The sequence below is a fragment of the Shigella flexneri 2a str. 301 genome (genome assembly GCF_000006925.2).
GTDB lineage: Bacteria > Pseudomonadota > Gammaproteobacteria > Enterobacterales > Enterobacteriaceae > ECMA0423.
Genome location: NC_004337.2, coordinates 4168300 through 4188384, shown reverse-complemented (window position 1 = coordinate 4188384; position 20085 = coordinate 4168300). Strand labels below are relative to the sequence as shown.

At 51.4% G+C, this 20085-nt stretch carries 15 protein-coding genes, 1 tRNA gene, 1 rRNA gene, 1 other RNA gene and 3 other annotated features; of the genes, 4 read left to right on the top strand and 14 right to left on the bottom strand.

Going from position 1 to position 20085, the window contains the following annotated elements:
* Nucleotides 1-12: 12 nt before the first annotated feature.
* The 4 genes from SF4534 to btuB form a co-directional block, all read right to left on the bottom strand.
* Nucleotides 13-88 (bottom strand) — tRNA-Glu (locus tag SF4534).
* Between the two features lie 85 nt (nucleotides 89-173).
* Nucleotides 174-1715 (bottom strand): 16S ribosomal RNA (gene rrsB, locus SF4533).
* A gap of 373 nt (nucleotides 1716-2088) precedes the next feature.
* Nucleotides 2089-2877: a glutamate racemase gene (gene murI, locus SF4049; protein NP_709771.4), complete on the bottom strand. Its 789-nt coding sequence runs from the start codon at nucleotides 2875-2877 to the stop codon at nucleotides 2089-2091.
* A 13-nt stretch (nucleotides 2878-2890) separates the two neighbouring features.
* On the bottom strand, nucleotides 2891-4735 hold the full coding sequence (btuB, locus tag SF4048) for a vitamin B12/cobalamin outer membrane transporter (protein NP_709770.2): 1845 nt from the start codon (nucleotides 4733-4735) through the stop codon (nucleotides 2891-2893).
* 368 nt (nucleotides 4736-5103) lie between these two features.
* Here btuB and trmA point away from each other — a divergent pair, with 368 nt between their 5' ends.
* The gene (trmA, locus tag SF4047; RefSeq protein ID NP_709769.1) at nucleotides 5104-6204 is read left to right on the top strand and encodes a tRNA (uracil-5-)-methyltransferase; all 1101 of its coding nucleotides are present in this window, start codon (nucleotides 5104-5106) and stop codon (nucleotides 6202-6204) included.
* Nucleotides 6205-6243: 39 nt separating this feature from the next.
* Here trmA and yijD read toward each other — a convergent pair whose 3' ends face one another.
* Nucleotides 6244-6603, bottom strand: coding sequence for a hypothetical protein (yijD, locus tag SF4046; protein ID NP_709768.1), 360 nt, complete (start codon nucleotides 6601-6603; stop codon nucleotides 6244-6246).
* Nucleotides 6603-7307: a DNA-binding transcriptional repressor FabR gene (gene yijC / locus SF4045; protein NP_709767.2), complete on the bottom strand. Its 705-nt coding sequence runs from the start codon at nucleotides 7305-7307 to the stop codon at nucleotides 6603-6605. Before yijC ends, yijD begins: the two co-directional genes overlap by 1 nt.
* A 332-nt stretch (nucleotides 7308-7639) precedes the next feature.
* Between yijC and udhA the strand changes: the two genes are divergently transcribed.
* On the top strand, nucleotides 7640-8974 hold the full coding sequence (gene udhA / locus SF4044; RefSeq protein NP_709766.4) for an oxidoreductase: 1335 nt from the start codon (nucleotides 7640-7642) through the stop codon (nucleotides 8972-8974).
* Here the strand turns inward: udhA and oxyR are convergent.
* Nucleotides 8957-9874, bottom strand: a complete 918-nt coding sequence (gene oxyR / locus SF4043) for a DNA-binding transcriptional regulator OxyR (RefSeq protein ID NP_709765.1) — start codon at nucleotides 9872-9874, stop codon at nucleotides 8957-8959. The two genes, udhA and oxyR, sit on opposite strands and share 18 nt — an antisense overlap.
* A gap of 95 nt (nucleotides 9875-9969) precedes the next feature.
* Here oxyR and oxyS point away from each other — a divergent pair.
* A non-coding RNA gene (oxyS, locus tag SF4563) (OxyS RNA) lies at nucleotides 9970-10079 on the top strand.
* A 47-nt stretch (nucleotides 10080-10126) separates the two neighbouring features.
* Nucleotides 10127-12188 (bottom strand) — a sequence feature (Similar to Escherichia coli O157:H7 transport protein ref: NP_313343.1 (453 aa). BLAST with identity of 59% in 687 aa. This CDS has been disrupted by insertion. The sequence has been checked and is believed to be correct.).
* Nucleotides 11055-11822 (bottom strand) — a mobile genetic element. Its footprint overlaps the feature before it by 768 nt.
* Here oxyS and insB read toward each other — a convergent pair.
* The 7 genes from insB to argC all read right to left on the bottom strand — a co-directional run bounded on the left by insB (nucleotide 11070) and on the right by argC (nucleotide 18629).
* Nucleotides 11070-11465, bottom strand: coding sequence for an insertion element IS1 protein InsB (insB, locus tag SF4042; RefSeq protein NP_709764.1), 396 nt, complete (start codon nucleotides 11463-11465; stop codon nucleotides 11070-11072). (Overlaps the previous feature by 396 nt.)
* Nucleotides 11492-11767 carry an insertion element IS1 protein InsA gene (gene insA / locus SF4041; protein NP_709763.1) on the bottom strand — a complete coding sequence of 92 codons (276 nt, stop codon included), beginning with the start codon at nucleotides 11765-11767 and terminating at the stop codon, nucleotides 11492-11494.
* Before the next feature lie 66 nt (nucleotides 12189-12254).
* Complete coding sequence (locus SF4039; protein ID NP_709762.1) at nucleotides 12255-13469, bottom strand: bifunctional D-altronate/D-mannonate dehydratase; 1215 nt, start codon at nucleotides 13467-13469, stop codon at nucleotides 12255-12257.
* Between the two features lie 393 nt (nucleotides 13470-13862).
* Nucleotides 13863-15290: a mobile genetic element, on the bottom strand.
* A complete protein-coding gene (locus SF4038; protein NP_709761.1) occupies nucleotides 13877-15223 on the bottom strand; it encodes an insertion sequence IS4 transposase InsG in 1347 nt (448 codons plus the stop codon). It overlaps the preceding feature by 1347 nt.
* A 116-nt stretch (nucleotides 15291-15406) precedes the next feature.
* The gene (gene argH, locus SF4037; protein NP_709760.1) at nucleotides 15407-16780 is read right to left on the bottom strand and encodes an argininosuccinate lyase; all 1374 of its coding nucleotides are present in this window, start codon (nucleotides 16778-16780) and stop codon (nucleotides 15407-15409) included.
* 60 nt (nucleotides 16781-16840) lie between these two features.
* Complete coding sequence (gene argB, locus SF4036; protein ID NP_709759.2) at nucleotides 16841-17614, bottom strand: acetylglutamate kinase; 774 nt, start codon at nucleotides 17612-17614, stop codon at nucleotides 16841-16843.
* Between the two features lie 10 nt (nucleotides 17615-17624).
* Complete coding sequence (argC, locus tag SF4035) at nucleotides 17625-18629, bottom strand: N-acetyl-gamma-glutamyl-phosphate reductase (RefSeq protein ID NP_709758.1); 1005 nt, start codon at nucleotides 18627-18629, stop codon at nucleotides 17625-17627.
* Between the two features lie 153 nt (nucleotides 18630-18782).
* On the opposite strand from argC, the gene argE reads away from it, so the two are divergent.
* On the top strand, nucleotides 18783-19934 hold the full coding sequence (gene argE / locus SF4034) for an acetylornithine deacetylase (protein NP_709757.2): 1152 nt from the start codon (nucleotides 18783-18785) through the stop codon (nucleotides 19932-19934).
* Nucleotides 19935-20085 lie beyond the last annotated feature (151 nt).

Below are 20085 nucleotides of genomic sequence, written 5' to 3'. Positions count from 1 at the left end.
CAAACCAGCAAGTGGCGTCCCCTAGGGGATTCGAACCCCTGTTACCGCCGTGAAAGGGCGGTGTCCTGGGCCTCTAGACGAAGGGGACGTATCAGTCTGCTTCGCAAGACGCCTTGCTTTTCACTTTCTATCAGACAATCTGTGTGAGCACTACAAAGAACGCTTCTTTAAGGTAAGGAGGTGATCCAACCGCAGGTTCCCCTACGGTTACCTTGTTACGACTTCACCCCAGTCATGAATCACAAAGTGGTAAGCGCCCTCCCGAAGGTTAAGCTACCTACTTCTTTTGCAACCCACTCCCATGGTGTGACGGGCGGTGTGTACAAGGCCCGGGAACGTATTCACCGTGGCATTCTGATCCACGATTACTAGCGATTCCGACTTCATGGAGTCGAGTTGCAGACTCCAATCCGGACTACGACGCACTTTATGAGGTCCGCTTGCTCTCGCGAGGTCGCTTCTCTTTGTATGCGCCATTGTAGCACGTGTGTAGCCCTGGTCGTAAGGGCCATGATGACTTGACGTCATCCCCACCTTCCTCCAGTTTATCACTGGCAGTCTCCTTTGAGTTCCCGGCCGGACCGCTGGCAACAAAGGATAAGGGTTGCGCTCGTTGCGGGACTTAACCCAACATTTCACAACACGAGCTGACGACAGCCATGCAGCACCTGTCTCACGGTTCCCGAAGGCACATTCTCATCTCTGAAAACTTCCGTGGATGTCAAGACCAGGTAAGGTTCTTCGCGTTGCATCGAATTAAACCACATGCTCCACCGCTTGTGCGGGCCCCCGTCAATTCATTTGAGTTTTAACCTTGCGGCCGTACTCCCCAGGCGGTCGACTTAACGCGTTAGCTCCGGAAGCCACACCTCAAGGGCACAACCTCCAAGTCGACATCGTTTACAGCGTGGACTACCAGGGTATCTAATCCTGTTTGCTCCCCACGCTTTCGCACCTGAGCGTCAGTCTTCGTCCAGGGGGCCGCCTTCGCCACCGGTATTCCTCCAGATCTCTACGCATTTCACCGCTACACCTGGAATTCTACCCCCCTCTACGAGACTCAAGCTTGCCAGTATCAGATGCAGTTCCCAGGTTGAGCCCGGGGATTTCACATCTGACTTAACAAACCGCCTGCGTGCGCTTTACGCCCAGTAATTCCGATTAACGCTTGCACCCTCCGTATTACCGCGGCTGCTGGCACGGAGTTAGCCGGTGCTTCTTCTGCGGGTAACGTCAATGAGTAAAGGTATTAACTTTACTCCCTTCCTCCCCGCTGAAAGTACTTTACAACCCGAAGGCCTTCTTCATACACGCGGCATGGCTGCATCAGGCTTGCGCCCATTGTGCAATATTCCCCACTGCTGCCTCCCGTAGGAGTCTGGACCGTGTCTCAGTTCCAGTGTGGCTGGTCATCCTCTCAGACCAGCTAGGGATCGTCGCCTAGGTGAGCCGTTACCCCACCTACTAGCTAATCCCATCTGGGCACATCCGATGGCAAGAGGCCCGAAGGTCCCCCTCTTTGGTCTTGCGACGTTATGCGGTATTAGCTACCGTTTCCAGTAGTTATCCCCCTCCATCAGGCAGTTTCCCAGACATTACTCACCCGTCCGCCACTCGTCAGCGAAACAGCAAGCTGCTTCCTGTTACCGTTCGACTTGCATGTGTTAGGCCTGCCGCCAGCGTTCAATCTGAGCCATGATCAAACTCTTCAATTTAAAAGTTTGATGCTCAAAGAATTAAACTTCGTAATGAATTACGTGTTCACTCTTGAGACTTGGTATTCATTTTTCGTCTTGCGACGTTAAGAATCCGTATCTTCGAGTGCCCACACAGATTGTCTGATAAATTGTTAAAGAGCAGTGCCGCTTCGCTTTTTCTCAGCTGCGCGGGGTGTGCATAATACGCTTTCCCGCTACAGAGTCAAGCATTTATTTTTGCTTTCTCTGCCGGAATTCTCAGGAGAACCCCGCTGACCCGTCGGCGTGTTTGCCGTTGTTCCGTGTCAGTGGTGGCGCATTATAGGGAGTTATTCCGGCCTGACAAGAGGAAATTTAAAATAATTTTCCGACCGCGCAACATTCAACCAAATCAGCCTAAAACTGCCAGTTTTTCGAGCGTTTCGAAGCCGTAACGCTGTAAAACGGGCAATAATTGTTCAGCTTCTGGCGTCATTGCCATACAAAAGGCAATATTCGCATCGGCAGATTTTGCATCCGGGGCTTCATGTTCTAACAACCAGGCCGTTCGGCGAGCAATCGCTGCGCCAGAATCCACCAGCCGGGTTCCCTCTGGCAGCACTTGTAACAGTTCTTCTTGTAGTAGAGGGAAATGGGTGCAACCCAATACAACGGTATCTGGCGGCTCTTTCATTCTTAACCACGGGCGTAGGATACGTTTTAGTGCATCCAGAGAAACATCTTCGCCATGCAGCTTCGCTTCAGCCAACTCAACCATCTCTGCCGAGCCCAGCATTTCTATCTGGCATTCATTAGCGAAACGCGCGATCAGCTCATGAGTATAAGAACGTTTAACTGTTCCGCGGGTTGCCAGTAATCCGACAATGCCATTTGCCGTCAGACGTGCAGCAGGTTTAATCGCCGGCACGACACCAACAACCGGGAAGTCGAACTTTTCGCGTAATGCAGGAAGTGAAACGGTACTGGCGGTGTTGCAAGCGACCACAGCCAGCGCAAGGGGATAACGTTCTTGCACCGCGGTGACAATTGCCACCACTCGCTCAACAATAAACGCTTCGCTTTTTTCGCCATACGGGAAAGCGACGTTATCGAAAGCATAAATGTAATGGAGATCCGGTAAGAGATGCCGGATCTCGTCATAGACCGACAACCCACCGACGCCGGAGTCAAACACCAGCACGGTGGGACGTGGTTCAGAAGGTGTAGCTGCCAGACAAGGTGTATTCCCGTCCTGCAGTTTGGTAGCCATAGACTGTCTCATAATCTTTGTCGAACAGGTTGGCTATTTTACCACGAACTGTCAGGTGAGAGGTGACCGGATACGCAACCGCAAGATCCCACAAGCTCACACCGCCCATTTTAACGGTTTGATAAGGATAAGATGAGTAATCCTTATCATAGCGAGTGCCTAAATACTGATAAGTAATACCCCAGTCGAAGTCATACAACTGCCAGTCGAGCTGGTATTTCACCTGCTGTTTAGCACGGCGTAACAACGGCGTGTCGGTAATCGCATTGCGCGCATCGACATAATCATAACTCACAGTATGCGTCAGTGGTCCGGTATCAAAATTGGCTGTCGCCTCGACACCCTTAATCCGCGCTTTCCCTTCGTTGTAATATTTCAGGGTGTGATCATCATAATCGATCAAGTCACTGACATCGTTACGATATCCGGAAATACGCCAGTTCACCCCAGCGGTTAAGCCTTCAAACGCGCCTTCCCACTGTTTGCTTTTCTCCGGGTCCAGATTCGGATTTCCGTAGAAGCCATACAGTTGCCCCAGATTTAGTGCCTTATAAGATGTCCCGTAGGAAGCAATGAAGCGATAACCTTCGATGAATTCCCAACCGGCGCTGGTTTGCCAGGTTCCATGACGACCAAACTGTGAGTTATCGTCGCTGCGTGCTGCGCCTTCAAAGGTAAAATCGCCGACTTGTTGCAGCCCGGTCAGATAGATGCCGGTATTACGTTGATCATATCCATCCTCAACATAACCTGTACCCGGCGTCGTAGTCTGTTTCTGCCAGTCGACACCCGCACCAATACTACCGTGACCAACGATGACATTGTTTGCCCACTGGACGGTGTATTGCTTCATCTCATCGAGCGTCGCCGACGAATCATAACGACCATAATGGGGATCGTAGTTGTAATCTTTGCTATGGCTATAGCTGGTAATGAGTTGTGATTTAATCAGTTCGCCGTTATAGCGCAGCCCGGCGTCCCAACTTTGGCTATAGAGTTTACGGGTATCGAGCAACGGTGAACCGGGAGAATAATACGCGTCATAATTGGTACGGTTATCATAGCCATAGCCGCGAACAAAGCCGCTCCAGGCATCAGTAAAGTTATGCTCCAGCGCCCCATAAAGCGTTTTACTTAAAAAACCATCGTTATCTGTCTGCGCTTGCGTTCCGGTATTACCATAGGCAACAACATCATAACCATGAGTATGGGCATAATCGCCCAACAGCGTTACCCGTGTTTTATCCCCCAGTTGTTGCTGCGTAGAGACATCATAGTTCTGATAACTATTGCTTCCCCACCCTGCTGAAATTTCCGTTCCGGGTTCATCGCGCGTCGTGATGATATTCACCACCCCGCCTATTGCATCGGAACCATAAACAGCGGAGCGCGGTCCACGGATATATTCAATACGCTGGACAAGCGCAATAGGGAACTGGCTAAGGTCGGCAGAACCACTCACCCCCGCCAGATTCAGGCGGACGCCATCAATTAACACCAGCACATGACTGGCATTTGTACCGCGAATAAAAATAGATGAGAGCTGACCTGAACCGCCGTTTTGGGTGATATCGACGCCCGGAAGACGGCGCAGCACATCATTGACCGAGGTCGACTGCCAGCGGTCGATATCCTGACGGGTCACAACGGTGGTTGGTGCAAGCACAGTGCTGCGCGGCTGTTCAAAACGGATAGCAGTAACGACGAGAGTATCCGGGCTGGTATCCTGTGCCCAAGCGGAAAATGCCGTGACGGAACACGCCGTCAGCAGCGAAGCTTTTTTAATCATTGTAAAGCATCCACAATAGAAGAAGGATGCCGCAGGTTTCATCAATATTACGCGATGATGAGAACCAGATGCGACGTTGGCCGGCAGGTCTTCGGGCTTGGAGGGGTATCTAAGATACTAAGAGATGATGACTTCCCACCGGATGGCAGTGTCCGCATAACGCAATCATCGCACCTTTCCTTACCGCTGCGCGTCAGCTCTAGATTCGCACTGGATTCCCTATTAACTCACAGGACCGGCAAGTGGATGCTACAGGTTGTAACAAGTTACTGTCCAGACGTAGCTCACAAATAGGAATTCATCAAGATCTGGACATCTGATGAGCAATCCCTACAATCGCCGCGTACTTTAATTTTTCAGGATACATCATGACCCCCGAACACCTTCCAACAGAACAGTATGAAGCGCAGTTAGCCGAAAAAGTGGTACGTTTGCAAAGTATGATGGCACCGTTTTCTGACCTGGTTCCGGAAGTGTTTCGCTCGCCGGTCAGTCATTACCGGATGCGCGCGGAGTTCCGCATCTGGCACGATGGCGATGACCTGTATCACATCATTTTCGATCAACAAACCAAAAGCCGCATCCGCGTGGATAGCTTCCCCGCCGCCAGTGAACTCATCAACCAGTTGATGACGGCGATGATTGCGGGTGTGCGTAATAATCCCGTTCTGCGCCACAAGTTGTTCCAGATTGATTACCTCACCACGCTGAGTAATCAGGCGGTGGTTTCCCTGCTGTACCATAAAAAGCTGGATGATGAGTGGCGTCAGGAAGCGGAAGCACTGCGCGATGCACTGCGCGCGCAGAATCTGAATGTGCATCTGATTGGTCGGGCAACGAAAACCAAAATCGCGCTGGATCAAGATTACATCGACGAGCGTCTGCCGGTCGCAGGGAAAGAGATGATCTATCGTCAGGTAGAAAACAGCTTTACCCAGCCGAACGCGGCGATGAATATTCAGATGCTGGAATGGGCGCTGGACGTAACCAAAGGCTCAAAAGGCGATTTACTGGAGCTGTACTGCGGCAACGGTAACTTTTCATTAGCGCTGGCGCGCAATTTTGATCGGGTATTAGCCACCGAAATCGCCAAACCGTCAGTCGCTGCCGCGCAATACAACATTGCCGCTAACCATATTGATAACGTACAAATTATTCGTATGGCGGCAGAAGAATTTACTCAGGCGATGAATGGTGTGCGCGAGTTTAACCGCCTGCAAGGGATCGACTTAAAGAGCTATCAGTTCGAAACCATTTTTGTCGACCCACCGCGCAGCGGTCTGGACAGTGAAACCGAGAAAATGGTGCAGGCGTATCCACGTATTCTGTATATCTCCTGCAATCCGGAAACGTTATGCAAAAATCTGGAAACATTAAGCCAGACGCACAAGGTCGAACGTCTGGCTCTGTTTGATCAGTTCCCCTACACGCACCATATGGAGTGCGGCGTATTACTGACCGCGAAGTAAAACCCATGCCGGATGCGCCAGCATCCGGCATGATACCGATTACTCAGCAACTTCCTGCTTACGGTTACGCATCTTCGCGCCAATCCAGAACACCATAATGACGGAGAGTACTGCCGGGAAGAAGTTAGAGCCGATATCCGGATATTCCGCACGAACTACCGTGCTGTACAGCAGTACGCCGAGAATAAAACAGGCAGCTGCCAGACCCGGCAAGCCTACCGACATGGTGCGATTAAGATAACGTTGATGCAGGCAGTAAACCGTCAGCACCAGGGAAATAATCGGGAATACAGAAAATGGCACAATGGAGCTAAACAGCGCTGCGAAAGTACCATTAATCGATAAACCAGCAACCAACGCCAGCAGCAGCGTACCTCTATCTTGATTTGCTTGTTTCATTACTCGTCCTTCACATTTCCCGGAATAATTGCGGTTTTCTCTTGTTCACGGCGATACCAGTAATAAGCCCCTTTCGAAATCATTCGCAGTTGCAGTACCAGTCGCTCTTCTAATTGCCGACGTTGTTCGACGCCGACGTCCAACGCCTCGGCACCCGCACTGAAGACAATTGTCACCATTGCTTCGGCTTGCGCTTCAGTAAACGCACGCGGCATATGGTTTTCGAGTTCCAGATAGTCCGCAAGTTCCGCAATGAAGTGCTGAATTTCACGCGCAACGGCGGCACGAAACGCAGCGGAGGTGCCGGAGCGTTCCCGCAATAATAACCGGAAGGCGTTAGGATTATTACCGATGAACTCCATAAATGTGGAGACCGAGGTACGGATCACACTCCCGCCTTTGGCGATACGCTGACGCGCCTGGCGCATGAGTTGGCGTAGCATTAAACCGCTCTCATCAACCATGGTCAGACCCAGTTCGTCTACGTCGCGGAAATGCCGATAAAAAGAGGTGGGAGCAATGCCCGCTTCACGCGCCACTTCACGCAAACTCAGGCTGGCGAAGCTGCGTTCAGCACTTAATTGGCTAAATGCGGCTTCCACCAGCGAACGGCGGGTTTTTTCTTTTTGTTGCGCTCTTACGCCCATCACGATGTCTGAATCCTTGCCAAAAGTACTGCTGGCACTATACCAGAGAATGAACATACTGGATTGCTCCAGTATTGTGAATGAACGGTAACGCAATAAAACATATTTACTGGCCGGTTCTTTTACGTACAGCGGAAACCTGCCGCTTAAACGGAGAGTATCGTCGATAAAAATCCAATAAAACGTCAGGGCAAAAGTAAGAAACAGACAAAGCAAAGGCCGCTCAGGATATAGCCAGATAAATGACGGGGATCAATTGGCTTACCCGCGATAGAATGTTACCATTCTGTTGCTTTTATGTATAAGAACAGGTAAGCCCTACCATGCCACATTCCTACGATTACGATGCCATAGTAATAGGTTCCGGCCCCGGCGGCGAAGGCGCTGCAATGGGCCTGGTTAAGCAAGGTGCGCGCGTCGCAGTTATCGAGCGTTATCAAAATGTTGGCGGCGGTTGCACCCACTGGGGCACCATCCCGTCGAAAGCTCTCCGTCACGCCGTCAGCCGCATTATAGAATTCAATCAAAACCCACTATACAGCGACCATTCCCGACTGCTCCGCTCTTCTTTTGCCGATATCCTTAACCATGCCGATAACGTGATTAATCAACAAACGCGCATGCGTCAGGGATTTTACGAACGTAATCACTGTGAAATATTGCAGGGGAACGCTCGCTTTGTTGACGAGCATACGTTGGCGCTGGATTGCCCGGACGGCAGCGTTGAAACACTAACCGCTGAAAAATTTGTTATTGCCTGCGGCTCTCGTCCATATCATCCAACAGATGTTGATTTCACCCATCCACGCATTTACGACAGCGACTCAATTCTTAGCATGCACCACGAACCGCGCCATGTACTTATCTATGGTGCTGGAGTGATCGGCTGTGAATATGCGTCGATCTTCCGCGGTATGGATGTAAAAGTGGATCTGATCAACACCCGCGATCGCCTGCTGGCATTTCTCGATCAAGAGATGTCAGATTCTCTCTCCTACCACTTCTGGAACAGTGGCGTAGTGATTCGTCACAACGAAGAGTACGAGAAGATCGAAAGCTGTGACGACGGTGTGATCATGCATCTGAAGTCGGGTAAAAAACTGAAAGCTGACTGCCTGCTCTATGCCAACGGTCGTACCGGTAATACCGATTCGCTGGCGTTACAGAACATTGGGCTGGAAACTGACAGTCGCGGACAGCTGAAGGTCAACAGCATGTATCAGACCGCACAGCCGCACGTTTACGCGGTGGGCGACGTGATTGGTTATCCGAGCCTGGCATCAGCGGCCTATGACCAGGGGCGCATTGCCGCGCAGGCGCTGGTAAAAGGCGAAGCCACCGCACATCTGATTGAAGATATCCCTACCGGCATTTACACCATCCCGGAAATCAGCTCTGTGGGCAAAACCGAACAGCAGCTGACCGCGATGAAAGTGCCGTATGAAGTGGGCCGCGCCCAGTTCAAACATCTGGCACGTGCACAAATCGTCGGCATGAACGTGGGCACGCTGAAAATTTTGTTCCATCGGGAAACAAAAGAGATTCTGGGTATTCACTGCTTTGGCGAGCGCGCTGCCGAAATTATTCATATCGGTCAGGCGATTATGGAACAGAAAGGTGGCGGCAACACTATTGAGTACTTCGTCAACACCACCTTTAACTACCCGACGATGGCGGAAGCCTATCGGGTAGCTGCGTTAAACGGTTTAAACCGCCTGTTTTAACACTTTATCGAAATGGCCATCCATTCTTGCGCGGATGGCCTCTGCCAGCTGCTCATAGCGGCTGCGCAGCGGTGAGCCAGGACGATAAACCAGGCCAATAGTGCGGCATGGTTCCGGCTTAATGCATGGCAGATAAACAACCCCATCGCGTTTGCGCTCCGGCGGCACAGCCAGCGCTGGCAATAAAGTGATCCCGCTACCTGCCGCCACCATGTTGCGCAGAGTTTCCAGGCTGGTCGCGCGGAAGTGTGTATCTTCATCCGCCCCGGCTTCAAAGCAGAAACCCATTGCCTGATCGCGCAAACAGTGACCATCTTCCAGCATCAGCAGTTTTTCCCCTGCCAGATCGGCCATCAGTACGCATTCGCGGTTCGCCCACGGGTGATCTTCATAGATAGCCAGCAACATTGGCTCATCAAACAACGGCACTTCAATGAATGCTTCGCTCTCTTTCACCAGCGCGAGGATCACGCAATCGAGTTTGCCGCTGTCCAGTTGCGCCAGTAACTGGTGGGTCTGTGCTTCATGCAGATACATTTCCAGCTTTGGAAATGTCTGGTGCAGCATCGGGATAATATGCGGTAGCAGGTATGGTCCAACCGTAGGAATCAAACCAATATGCAGCGGTCCGGACATCGTCTCACCCTGCTGGCTTGCCATCTCTTTAAGGACTTTCACCTCACGCAGCACGGTACGCGCCTGATCCACCAGCAGCATTCCCGCCTGGGTGAACAACACTTTACGGCTGGTCCGCTCCAGCAACATCACGCCCAGCTCATCTTCCAGCTTACGAATTTGGCCGCTAAGCGTCGGCTGGCTAACGTGGCAGGAATCTGCCGCACGCCGAAAATGGCGGTGTTCAGCCAATGCCACCAGGTACTCAAGATCACGAATATTCATTATCCATCCTCCATCGCCACGATAGTTCATGGCGATAGGTAGAATAGCAATGAACGATTATCCCTATCAAGCATTCTGACTGATAATTGCTCACAGAAACGGAGCGGCACCTCTTTTAACCCTTGAAGTCACTGCCCGTTTCGAGAGTTTCTCAACTCGAATAACTAAAGCCAACGTGAACTTTTGCGGATCTCCAGGATCCGCTTTTTTTTTATTCTACAGGCCCACAGCAAGAGAGCCTGATAGTAACGATTACTCAATGCGATCTTTGACAATAAAGAAGTAACACAGCGCCCCGGTGAACGTCACACAGGCCGCGATAACCAGCGCCAGATTAAACGAGTGTGTGGTATCCACTACCCAACCGGTTACGATCGGAGCAAAGGAAGCAAAAACAAAACTGCCAAAGTTTTGAATCCCGGCGATGGAAGCCACTTTTGTTTCTGACACCATCACCTGCACCAGTCCCCATGCAGACGTTCCCGCGAAATGCACGCAGAACAGCGCCATTGAGATAAACGCTACCGCCTGAGCTGGCGAGGAAGATTGCACGACCAGCAACGTGCCTAATGCCGACATCATCAAACCGCAGACAATAGCCGTTTTACGCGTCTTCGCCAGGTCGTAGCCTTTTTTCGCCAGCCGATCGACCACAATACCGTTAACCCACATCCCGACCGCCGCCGCGAGGAAAGGAATCGCCGCTACCCAACCGGTTTTCGCCAGACTGAAACCTTGTTCGGCTTGCAAATAACCGGGTAACCACGCAATGTAAAGCCAACCGGTATAATTGACGCCAGAGAAACCTAAAATCATCCCCCAGGTTGTCCGATGCTTAAACAGCGCCAGCCACTCGCTAAATTGCAGCTGTGGACGCGGTTTAACCGACGCGGAGAGATACGTCCGTTCTTCGTCAGTCAGGACAAACTGCGCCCGGTTGCGATACCACGCGTACCAACAGATCCCAACCAGAATCCCTGCCACGCCGATGATAACGAACATCGTCCGCCAGCCCCATGCCAGCTGCATCAATACAAGAGCAGGAGGCGCGATAGCCTGACCGATAACGGTAGATGAGTTAAAAATCCCCAGCGCCGTGCCGCGTTCTTTTTGTGCATACCAGTCGGTGATCGACTTTACTCCCGCAGGCATAAATGGCGCTTCGCCAATACCCAGACCGGGTAATGACTCCAACTTACTGATAGTGTTTTATGTTCAGATAATGCCCGATGACCTTGTCATGCAGCTCCACCGATTTTGAGAACGACAGTGACTTCCGTCCCAGCCTTGCCAGATGTTGTCTCAGATTCAGATTATGTCGCTCAATGCGCTGAGTGTAACGCTTGCTGATAACGTGCAGCTTTCCCTTCAGGCGTGATTCATACAGCGGCCAGCCATCCGTCATCCATACCACGACCTCAAAGGCCGACAGCAGGCTCAGAAGACGCTCCAGTGTGGCCAGAGTGCGTTCACCGAAGACGTGCGCCACAACCGTCCTCCGTATCCTGTCATACGCGTAAAACAGCCAGCGCTGACGTGATTTAGCACCGACGTAGCCCCAATGTTCGTCCATTTCAGCGCAGACAATCACATCACTGCCCGGTTGTATGCGCGAGGTTACCGACTGCGGCCTGAGTTTTTTAAGTGACGTAAAACCGTGTTGAGGCCAACGCCCATAATGCGTGCACTGGCGCGACATCCGACGCCATTCATGGCCATATCAATGATTTTCTGGTGCGTACCGGGCTGAGAGGCGGTGTAAGTGAACTGTAGTTGCCATGTTTTACGGCAATGAGAGCAGAGATAGCGCTGATGTCCGGCAGTGCTTTTGCCGTTACGCACCACGCCTTCAGTAGCGGAGCAGGAAGGACATCTGATGGAAATGGAAGCCACGCAAGCACCTTAAAATCACCATCATACACTAAATCAGTAAGTTGGCAGCATTACCCCCCAGACCGATACGCATTAAAATAAAGTGGCTAAAAGAATTAACCATTCCTGTTAATGCCTGCATTAATGACCAGAATATTAAGCCTGCGCCTAAAACTATTCGTGGGCCAAAGCGGTCTAGCAAAATACCGGAAGGTAGTTGTGAAAAACCATAAGACAGAGAAAATGCAGAAAGCAAAACACCAAACTCTGTCGCCGATAATCCTAACTCGCCACGAATCGCTTCGCCTGCCACGCTCAATGACGAACGGTCGAGAAAATTAACGATCCCCGCCATAAATAATAAAACCAGGGTCACTGTCTGAATACGACGAATCCGTTGCGGTTTATTACCCGCAACACTGGTTGACACATCAACGTCCATTTTTAGCTCCTTGAGCGGAATTAATCGATTTGATGACTATTCAGAAAATAATTAAGCGAACCGTTATTACCAGTTCAACAATGTGCCATCTTCCAGTCGTGCGACGGGGAGATACTCCGGGTCATACGGATATTTCGCCGCCAGTTTCTCATCGAAAGAAATACCCAGCCCCGGTTCATCGCCTGGGTGCATATAACCTTCCTCGAAGCGCCAGCTGTACGGGAAAACTTCAAGCATTTGTTCGGAATAGCCCATGTACTCCTGAACGCCAAAATTTGGTACCCATAGGTCAAAATGCAGCGCCGCCGCATGACAAACAGGCGATAAATCTGAAGGGCCATGCGAACCGGTACGTACCTGATAAAGCGATGCAAAATCGGCAATCCGCCGCATCCCGGTAATGCCGCCTGCATGGGTGATCGTCGTGCGAATATAGCCAATCAGCTGCTCTTCGATTAACTGCTTGCAGTCCCAGATACTGTTAAACACTTCACCGACCGCAATCGGCGTCACGGTATGCTGGCGAATCAGACGAAAACATTCCTGGTTCTCGGCAGGCGTCGGATCTTCCATCCAGAACAGGCGGTAATCCTCAATGCTCTTCCCAAAGCGCGCCGCTTCGATGGGGGTCAGGCGATGGTGCATGTCATGCAACAGATGTTCGTTAAAACCGAACTTATTACGCACCGCTTCGAATAACTTCGGCGTAAAATCGAGATACTTTTCTGAAGACCACAACTGCTCTTCTGGCCACAGGCCTTTGGTTGCCGGTTCATACGCCAGTCCTTTGCCCTTCGCCAGGCCATAAGTGGTTTGCATACCCGGTACACCGCACTGCACACGAATCGCCTTAAAGCCCATCTGCTGGTGCTTTGCATAGTCTTCAAGGACTTCATCAATCGTACGCCCGGTGGTGTGGCAATAAACCATCACGCCTTCACGAGAAGCACCACCAAGCAGTTGATACAATGGCATATTTGCCGCTTTAGCTTTGATATCCCACAACGCCATATCAATGGCAGAAATGGCTGACATCGTGACGGGGCCACGTCGCCAGTAAGCACCTTTATAAAAGAATTGCCAGATATCTTCGATACGGCTGGCATCGCGGCCAATTAGTTGTGGACAAAGATAATCTTTCAGATAAGAAGCGACCGACAATTCGCGACCATTTAACGTGGCATCTCCTAATCCACAAAGTCCGCTTTCAGTGGTTATTTTAAGCGTAACGAAATTACGCCCTGGGCAAGTAACAAAAACATCTGCAGCAATAATTTTCATTATTGCAATCTCCTGTGTTGTAAATAGACGTTTCAAACCTAATTTTACGCCTACTACCATACAAGAGAGAAAAAGCGATTATTCAACCGTGATCACATTAAAAACAAAAATTTCTACCGAGGAGAAAAAATACCCTCAAAAACCACCTGAATAATTAACCATTATTGTTAAAACAACACGTTAAATAATCACATAACAAACTCCATTAATCATTGAAAATGAGCACAGAAATAGAAATTAATTATATTCAATTAATTAAAATGTGTATTGCTTGATGTATTTAAAAATATTATTTTCATGGTGAGAGTGGAGGTAAAGAAGACACAATAATAAAAAGGAATGTGACAAATAATGGTTCTGGTTGGGCGTTAAATTTAAGGTCACCAGAATGCTGTAATGCCAGTCAGTTAAGCAACTGACTGGCTCTTTTTCGGGGCTGTGGGGTATTTCCAGGGCCTCTCCTTTACCACTCTCGGGAAGGCCCTTCCCCTTCTCGTCGGTAATTTCACAAGTTGTCCCATACTTGCAAGATCGCGCATCAGCTCCGGTATACGTCCCGGTGAAGCGCCCTGCAATGTCATCAGCATTCTCATCACCATTCCGCATGATTCTGAGAAACTCAGTTGATTCGGCCAGTAACCTTTCAGATGTTCCGCCATTTTAATCATCTGATATCTCACCAGATTATAAGCCAGTAAGACACCCCACAGCTCTTGCTCCACAAGCTCCGGCTTTTTACTTCTCAGCGTCAGCCTGCTCAGTTGCATCGTCTGTTTTATCTCCCTGTATCCCAGTTCGATTTCCCAGCGATTACTGTACAGATCCGCCATTTCTCCTCCGGGGAAGCGCATGGCGTCCGTCATCGACGTCAGCAGATGGCAGACTTTTCCTTTGCGCGTCACGGTCAGCAGGCGGGCTGTCACTTCATTTCCCAGTCCCGGCCACTTTTTTCGTGCCTGCGGGCTGGTTTTCAGCTTCACCAGATGATCGCCTTTACCCAGTTTTCTGAGCTCTTCATATTGCGCTCCCTTTCTGAGAGGTATCATCCAGTGGCGGTGTTCTCCCGCCAGGCTCCAGCCATTTAACAGTCCCAGTGAGTAATAACCTTTATCCATTAACGTCAGAGTGTTATCGCCGGTTTGTTCTATAAGTTGCTCAGCAAGCTCATTTTCGCTGTTCTTCATCGTGCCGAAGGCTGCAGCCGTCAGCAGATGGCTGGTCAGTTCCATCTGGCAGACCATTTTGACCTGCGGGTAGAGCGCCGGGTTCCCGGCATGTGTCTGGCGGGGGAAGGCTGCATCGTTCTCTGGTGTATCCGGTGTGCGCCAGAACACACCATCGATGGCCAGCAGGGTCAGGCCGCACCAGTGCGGATGCGGCGTGGCGTTATGCCAGAGCTGCGCTGTTTTCGTGAACACGCGGCGGACAGCCTCACTTCCCAGGCGCTGGCGGGCCTGAATAACGGCACTGGGGGCAACGAAGGGGCGATTGCCCGGCAGCATGATGTCCAGGCGATTCACAATCTGGTGAAGAGGTTCTTTACGCTCAAGCACCATGCCAACAATACACCAGACCATCATTTCGAGGGGAAGACGGCGCTTGCGTAGCGTTACAGTACCTGATTCGGCAAGGCAACGAGAGATGAGTTCGGGGTCGAGGTAATCCCCCAGAGAAGTCAGTGGGTTACGCAGAGAATCGTAACGGGATACCAGATCAAGAGCCTGTCCAATGTGCATAAAAAAATCCGGAAACAAGTGAGCGTTTCCGGATTCTTACACAGCCACTGGATCGGTCAACTGATCCTTAACTGATCGGCATTACACCAGAATGCTGACAAATTTCTGCCTGATGCGGCGTAAACGCCTTATCCGCCTACGAAGTGTCGCACTTTGTAGGCGTGGTAAACTCCCCATTTTCAGGGGAGCAATATAAACAAATTACTCTAACCGAGCCTGCGCAAAAGCAATCGCCTGCGCCACCTGCTGCGGTGAGACGCCGCCTTTTGCCGCACGCTTTTCGAGGCACGATTGTAGCGACAGAATCGGATAGACATCTTCGCCAATCACCTGACTGAATTTCTGCAACTCACTGAGTGGCAGATCTTCCAGCGGTTTGCCCTGACGAATGGCTTCCACCACCGCTTCACCCACAATATGGTGCGCCTCGCGGAAAGGTACGCCTTTCGCCACCAGGTAATCCGCCAGTTCAGTGGCGTTCGCATACCCCTGCTGCGCCGCTTCCTGACAACGCGGACGTTTCACCTGAATGCCGTCCAGTACCAGCGCCGCCATATGCAGGCAGTCCAGCCAGGTATCGAGCGCGTCGAACAGACCTTCTTTGTCTTCCTGCATATCTTTGTTGTAAGCCAGCGGCAAACCTTTCAGCGTCATCATCATGCCGGTTAACGCACCCTGCACCCGGCCGCATTTACCGCGAATCAGCTCCAGCGCATCCGGGTTTTTCTTCTGCGGCATTAATGATGAACCGGAAGTCACGCGGTCCGAAAGCTCCACAAACCCCGCTTCGCCGGTGTTAAAGAAAATCAGATCTTCAGCAAAACGCGACAGATGCACCATGCCGATAGCGGCAGCAGAAAGCAGTTCCAACACATGGTCACGGTCAGAAACGCTGTCCAGACTGTTACGGGTCGCCGAAGCAAAGCCCAGCCAGCCTGCTAACTGTTCACGGTCGATTTCATAGGCCGTTCCCGCCAGCGCGCCACAGCCTAATGGGCTGACATCCAGACGCTTAAGCGCATCCTGCAAACGGCTTTCATCACGCGCCAGCATCTCAACATAGGCCAGGCACCAGTGCGCGAACGTCACCGGCTGGGCGCGTTGCAGGTGAGTGTAACCTGGCATTACCGCGTCCTGATTGTTTTGTGCGGTTTCCACCAGCGCCGATTGCAGCTGCCGGTTAGCCGTCAGTAACTCGCTAACGGTATCTTTGCACCACAGTTTCAGGTCAGTCGCTACCTGATCATTACGGCTACGCCCGGTATGCAGCTTTTTGCCTAACTGGCCCACTTTGTCGATCAGTTTGCCTTCCACCCAGCTATGGATATCTTCGGCGTCGCTTTCAAGGATTTGTTGTGGCCTGGCGCGAACATCTTCCAGCAACACGTTCAGCGCCTCTTCCAGTTGCGCCTGCTCTTCTGCGGTTAACACGCCGACCGTTACCAAGGCTTTGGACCAGGCCACAGAGCCAACAATATCCTGCTCCGCCAGACGGTAATCAAAGCGCAGTGAGTCGTTGAATTGTTTGAACCGTTGATCTGCTGCCTGGGTAAAACGCCCGCCCCAAAGTGCCATAACTCTGTTTCCTTATTTTGAAATTCAATGCCGGAAAGCTGCGCCTCCGGCTAACAAAACTTAAGCTAAAATCCGCGTACCCATCGGCATACCGTTAAACAGTGCCGGAAGCTGCTCCGCATAACGCCAAGAAGCGATATCTACCGGACGGCCCAGCGTGCGGGCCGCATCCAGCGCCGCGTTCACTTTCACTATCATGCCGTCAGTAATAATGCCCTGCTCAATCAGTTGTTCTGCTTTCGCGGCGGTCATTTCGGCAATGCGTTGCCCTTTGCCGTCGAGAATGCCGCTGACGTCGGAGAGCAAAATCAGATCCGCGCCCAGCGTTGCCGCCAGCGCCGTTGCCGCCTGGTCGGCATTGACGTTCATCAGTTGCCCTTCGTCTGTTACGCCAATGGAGCTGACCACCGGCAGATAACCGTTCTCCAGCAAGGAGTTGATAAGCTTAGGCGAACCTGGCTGCGCCAGTCCAACATGACCTAACTCTTCATCAAGCTGGGTCACTTTGACGCTGTCGCCGTCACCGAGAAACAAACCTACGGCCGCAATCTGATGTTTCTTCGCCCATGCCAACAGGGTTTTATTTGCCGTTCCCGCCAGTGCTCCGGTGATAATGTCTATCTGATCAGCAGGCGTCACCCGCAGGCCGTTTTTCTTTTTCACCGGCAGATTCAGCCCTTTCATCAGCTCATCCACCACGCAACCGCCGCCGTGCACAATCACCAGCGGACGCTGATGTGACTCACGATAATTCACCAATGCGCTAAACAGACGTTCCAGCGCCTCTTCACTATCCAGCAGTACGCCGCCCAGTTTGATAATTAATGGATTCATCATTGCACCCTTAAATAAGAGACTGCGTTTCCGCATAGCCGAAACGAATATTGGCGCACTGTACCGCTTGTGCCGCCGCGCCTTTCAGTAAGTTGTCTTCGGTCGCCACAATAATCAGATGCTCGCCCTGAACGGCAAACCCGATATCGCAAAATGGCAGCCCAACGACATTTTTCAGCGCCGGAACGCCTTTGTCATACAGCCGCACCAGCGGTTTATGGGCATACGCCTGCTGTAACGCTTGCGCGACTTGCGCCTGGGTCACACCCGATTTCAGGCGGCAGGTAATGGTTTCGAGAATGCCGCGCGGGAAATTGCCCAGATGTGGGGTGAAGATAACGTCAGCACCGAGGTGTGTGGCGATCTCTGGTTGATGGCGATGAGTAAAGACGCCATACGGTTGCAGGCTAACTTCACAAAAACTATTTGAAATCGCTGCCTTACGTCCTGCACCGCTCACGCCGCTGGTGGCGTTGATCACCGGCCACTGATTGAGGTCAAGAAGATCGGCATCAATCAACGGTTTCAGCGCCAGCTGTGCCGCCGTCGGATAACAGCCTGGCACCGCAATCAAATTCGCTTCTTTTAATTTATTACCGCACCACTCCGCCAGACCGTAGGCTGCCTGTTCCAGCAGTTCCGGGTATTGATGGGTAAAGCCGTAATATTTTTCATAGAAGGTGGCGTCGTTAACACGAAACGCGCCGGAAAGGTCGAACACCACGCAGCCCGCTTCAAGAAACTGCGGCGCTAAATCGTGGCTAACTTCATGGGCGGTGGCGAGAAACACTACGTCCACCCCTGGGCTAAACTCGCTGATATCCGACATCGGCTGCAACGGCAGCTCAACGATGCCTTTTAGCTGCGGATGCAAATCGGAGATTAACTTTCCCGCATCATTGCTTTGCGCTGAAACAGTCAAAGCGGTTATGTTCATATGCGGATGGCGATTTACATAGGTCACTAGCTCTGCGCCAGCGTAGCCGCTGGCACCCACAATCAGCGTATTCAACATCGGGGCTATTCACCTTCTTATGTCTGGTTGCCAGGTTAAACGTAAAACATTCACCTTACGGCTGGTGGGTTTTATTACGCTCAACGTTAGTGTATTTTTATTCATAAATACTGCATGAATATTGATACTATCATGACCAGAGGTGTGTCAACAATGAAAAACAAATTACCGCCATTTATCGAGATTTACCGCGCTCTGATTGCCACACCTTCAATAAGCGCTACGGAAGAGGCACTCGATCAAAGCAATGCAGATTTAATCACTCTGCTGGCGGACTGGTTTAAAGATTTGGGCTTCAATGTGGAAGTGCAGCCTGTTCCAGGAACTCGCAACAAATTTAATATGCTGGCCAGTTACGGACAGGGGGCTGGCGGCTTGTTGCTGGCGGGGCATACCGATACGGTGCCATTTGATGACGGTCGCTGGACGCGCGATCCGTTTACACTGACGGAGCATGACGGCAAGCTTTACGGCTTAGGCACCGCCGACATGAAAGGCTTTTTTGCGTTTATCCTTGATGCGCTACGCGATGTCGACGTCACGAAACTGAAAAAACCGCTCTACATTCTGGCGACTGCTGATGAAGAAACCAGTATGGCCGGAGCGCGTTATTTTGCCGAAACTACCGCCCTGCGCCCGGATTGCGCCATCATTGGCGAACCGACGTCACTACAACCGGTACGCGCACATAAAGGTCATATCTCTAACGCCATCCGTATTCAGGGCCAGTCGGGGCACTCCAGCGATCCAGCACGCGGAATTAACGCTATCGAACTAATGCACGACGCCATCGGGCATATTTTGCAATTGCGCGATAACCTGAAAGAACGTTATCACTACGAAGCATTTACCGTGCCATACCCTACGCTCAACCTCGGGCATATTCACGGTGGCGACGCTTCTAACCGTATTTGCGCTTGCTGTGAGTTGCATATGGATATTCGTCCGCAGCCTGGCATGACACTCAATGAACTTAATGGTTTGCTCAACGATGCATTGGCTCCGGTGAGCGAACGCTGGCCGGGTCGTCTGACGGTCGACGAGCTGCATCCGCCGATCCCTGGCTATGAATGCCCACCGAATCATCAACTGGTTGAAGTGGTTGAGAAATTGCTCGGAGCAAAAACCGAAGTGGTGAATTACTGTACCGAAGCGCCGTTTATTCAAACGTTATGCCCGACGCTGGTGCTCGGTCCGGGTTCCATCAATCAAGCTCATCAGCCTGATGAATATCTGGAGACGCGGTTTATTAAACCCACCCGTGAGTTGATTATCCAGGTAATTCACCATTTTTGCTGGCATTAAAACGTAGGCCGGATAAGGCGCTCGCGCCGCATCCGGCACCGTTGCCAAACTCCGGTGCCGCAATAATGTCGGATGCGATGCTTGCGCATCTTATCCGACCTACACCTTTGGTGTTATGTATGGCGATTTTTTAACATTTCCATAAGTTACG